A 3,606-nucleotide genomic window follows, 5' to 3' on the forward strand; every position below is an offset into this window, starting at 1 on the left:
CTTGTAACCTTCCAGTCTTTGCAAAGAAGTGGATGTATTGAGGGGCCCACTAATCCACCCAATACGCCGATGGCCTTGCTCGACCAGATAAGAGGTCGCCTGGCGAGCAGAGGTTTCATTGTTAAACCCAATAACACTGGCGCCTGTAAAATCCTCCAGATAGCGATCGATAAACACGATCGCTATCCCCATGTTACTGATCGATTGCCACATATCCTTATTAGCGCTTGTCGGCGTTGCGATGATGGCTTTGACCCGCTTTTGCATCAACATTTCCAGGCTTTCCCGCTCAAGCAAGGGATCTTCCTGCGTCGTGACCAGGATGACGTTCATCGCCATTTCGCGAGCGCGCCGTACAATGAGATCCGAAATTTCAGAGAAAAAGTCGTTACTGATGTCGGCCACAACCAAGCCGATGGTATTGTTCAGGTTTGTCTTGAGTTCACGCGCGGCGCTCTGCGGGGTGTAACTTAGGGTTTGCATGGCAGCGATAATCCGCTGCCGGGTACGTTCGGAAACTGAACCGGTTCCGGGATTCAATACACGGGAGACAACACCGATTGATACTTCGGCTAAAGCAGCGACATCTTTGATGGTGCTTTTCTTTTTATCATTCAATGTAGCACTTCGCCTCACGTCCGCAGAGTAGATAATTTTATGTTAGATCAATCATGTTTCGATGAAAATGATGTTAGTGGCAAAATCACGTATCGATAAAATTTATGACAGCGCTTACCTTCAACCAGGGAAATAAGTTGCGCAGAAGACGTCAACTTTTGCTGAAAAAGCACAAAAGCAAAAAACCCTGCGATATTGCTATCGCAGGGTTTTTAAATTTGGCGGAAGCGTAGAGATTCGAACTCTAGAACCCTTTCGGGTCGCCGGTTTTCAAGACCGGTGCCTTCAACCGCTCGGCCACGCTTCCAGAGTGAGGCGCACTATAAACATCTCTGGAGGTTATGTAAAGCAAAAAATTCAGGAAATTGAATGTGTTCGCCTTTTGTACACCACCGCACGCATCATCTTCTGCTGACAACCGTCAAATTCCAGACAAGAAAAAATCGCCAGACTCATCAGAAGCGGCTATTGTCTTTTATTCATAACTGGTATGACCACTCAACCAAGGTTTACCTATGCATTCAATGATGATACCGCTAAATGAAGGCGACTCTCTCGCTGCCACGCTTTGGGAGAGAGAAGATGCCCGCGCGCTGGTTATCCTTCACCCCGCGACAGCGGTTGTGCAGGAATTTTATCAGCGTTTTGCTGAGTATCTTTACGAGTATGGATTCAGCGTCCTGACCTATGACTTTCGGGGTACAGGTCGTTCAACGTCGGGGATGCTCCGCAGCTGCAATGTCTCCATGTCAGACTGGATCGAACAGGATGTGGGCTGCATCACGGCCTGGGCCAGGTCACGTTTCCCCGATCTTAGCCTGCTGGCTGTTGGGCACAGCGTGGGTGGGCACGCCGTTCTGCTGTCGACGGCTACCCGGCATCTTCAGGCTGCGGTCATTGTGGCATCCCACGCCGGGGTGACCCGCTCCATAAAACAGACGGCGGAAAAAGTGCGCGTCTGGTGCTTGCTGCGCGTTCTCGGTCCGCTCCTCTGCCGTATATTTGGTTATATGCCGGCAAAACGCCTCGGGTTGGGAGAAGATTTACCGGCGCCTGTCATGCGGCAATGGGGGCGCTGGAGCGCCATGCCGGGTTACTTCTACGACGATCCTGACTGGGATGCGCGTCGAAGAGCGGCTGAGGTCAGGCTCCCTCTGATGGTTATGGGGTTTGATGACGATCCGTGGGCTAATCCTGAGGCCATTACGCGCCTGATAGAACCGGTCAAAAACGCAAAAATCGACCGCCGGGAGATCCGTCATGCGGATTTTGGCCTGCCCGGCGTGGGACATATGGGGTTTTTCCGCACGCGCTGCGCGGAAAAATTATGGCCCATTGTCGGACAATGGCTGGCGAGTCAGTGCCCGGATTGAGCGAGCAGTGAATATAAAAAGGGGCCCGCAGGCCCCATTATGATGACATTGCGCGTCGAGGAATTATTCAGGCAGGGCGTAAACGACAACCTGGTCGCCTACCTGATCCTTCAGGATCGTATTCCCGCCCGCGACAAACGCCACATACTGACGCCCTTTGTACTCATAGACCGACGGGTTCGCCACAGCCGGGGCTTCAACCTGATCGGACCATAGCTCTTCACCGCTTTCCACGGAATAAGCGCGTACTTTGGCATCCATAGAGGCACCGATGAAGATCACGCCACCCGCGGTGATAGCCGGGCCGCCGATGGTTGGGGAGCCCCAGCTTTCCGGCATAAAGAAGCCGTACTGCTGCGAGGCGCCAACCGGACGACGCCACTTCACGTCACCCGTATGCATATCCAGCGCGACGATCTCACCAAACGGCGGTTTCCAGCACGGCATGCCCAGCCAGTTATTGGCGACCAGCAGACGCATGCCGTAAGGCGCGCCTTCCTGCGGTGCAAAGCCGCTCTCGTTACCGGCAGTTTTATCGGCTTTATCGTAATCTTCGCGGCTGTAGAGCTTCACGTACTGCACGATATGCGAGGTGTTGACGATAGCGATCTGCTTATTCGGATCGAACGCCACCCCGCCCCACTGCACGCCACCGGCGCTGTCCGGATAGGTCAGCGCCCCCTCGCCTTTGGCGGTAGGCGGTGTGTACATCCCCTCATAGGTCAGGTTATCCCACAGGCGGGAACATTGACCGGCACCCACCATATCGGCCAGCTTCCAGATCTCCGGCTTTTTCGACTGATCGAGCAGCGGCGCAGGCTTGGTCGGGAACGGCTGGGTTGGCGAAAGTTTTTCCCCTTGCACCGAACCGTCGCCCTGCGGCACCGGACGCTCCTCGATAGGCCAGACGTCCTCCCCCGTCAGGCGGTTAACCACAAACAGGAAGCCCTGCTTGGTGGCCTGTACCAGGGCCGGGATCTGCTTGCCGTCTACGGTGATATCCATCAGCGTTGGCGCGGAGTTGATATCGTAATCCCACACATCGTGATGCACCCACTGGCGGGACCAGACCACTTTGCCGGTATTGATATCCAGCGCGGTGGTCGAGGTGCCAAGCGGGATCGCATCTACACGGTTACCGCCCCAGTAGTTAGGCGACGGAGAGGAGACCGGCAGATAAACCAGGCCGTTGGCCTCGTCGGCAGACATGTGCGTCCAGACGTTGGCCGTCCCGGTGCGCTGGCGAATCTCTTCCGGGATCGCCTCGAAGGACCATTCCCGCTCGCCGGTCTGGGCATTGATAGAAAATACGGTGCCCGGAGGTGCTTCGGCATAAGCCCAGTCTTTGCCGGCCCAGCCCACCAGCAGGTGGTTACCCACCACCGTTGGCGGTTGCAGGATGGAGAGCGGGAATTTGGCGTTAACGGTGTTCCACTGATTCACATCCAGCACGCCGTTGTTCGCAAAACCGGTGCAGGGTTTGCCTGAATCGGCATCCAGCGCAAAGAGCTTGCCGTCCACGGTGCCCATATAGACGATCTTCTGACAGGCTTCGCCAGCGACTGGCTCTTTGGCCTGCCAGTAGGAGGCGCCGCGGTTTTTCAGCACAGGCTGG

The 3,606-nt window shown here is 55.4% G+C and carries 3 protein-coding genes and 1 tRNA gene; 1 reads left to right on the forward strand and 3 read right to left on the reverse strand.

Features of this window, described 5'->3' with window-relative positions; translation table 11 throughout:
* A partial coding sequence (locus WFM46_RS23130) for a LacI family DNA-binding transcriptional regulator (protein WP_336998656.1) occupies window positions 1-618 on the reverse strand: 618 nt, incomplete at its 3' end.
* A 219-nt stretch (window positions 619-837) separates the two neighbouring features.
* A tRNA-Ser gene (locus WFM46_RS23135) sits at window positions 838-925 on the reverse strand.
* 208 nt (window positions 926-1,133) lie between these two features.
* Here WFM46_RS23135 and WFM46_RS23140 point away from each other — a divergent pair.
* Window positions 1,134-1,991: an alpha/beta hydrolase family protein gene (locus WFM46_RS23140; RefSeq protein WP_159339189.1), complete on the forward strand. Its 858-nt coding sequence runs from the start codon at window positions 1,134-1,136 to the stop codon at window positions 1,989-1,991.
* Between the two features lie 63 nt (window positions 1,992-2,054).
* Here WFM46_RS23140 and WFM46_RS23145 read toward each other — a convergent pair.
* The coding region (locus WFM46_RS23145; RefSeq protein ID WP_336998657.1) for an outer membrane protein assembly factor BamB family protein at window positions 2,055-3,606 on the reverse strand (1,552 nt) is incomplete at its 5' end.

It is taken from the genome of Leclercia sp. M50 (genome assembly GCF_037150775.1).
Lineage (GTDB): Bacteria > Pseudomonadota > Gammaproteobacteria > Enterobacterales > Enterobacteriaceae > Enterobacter.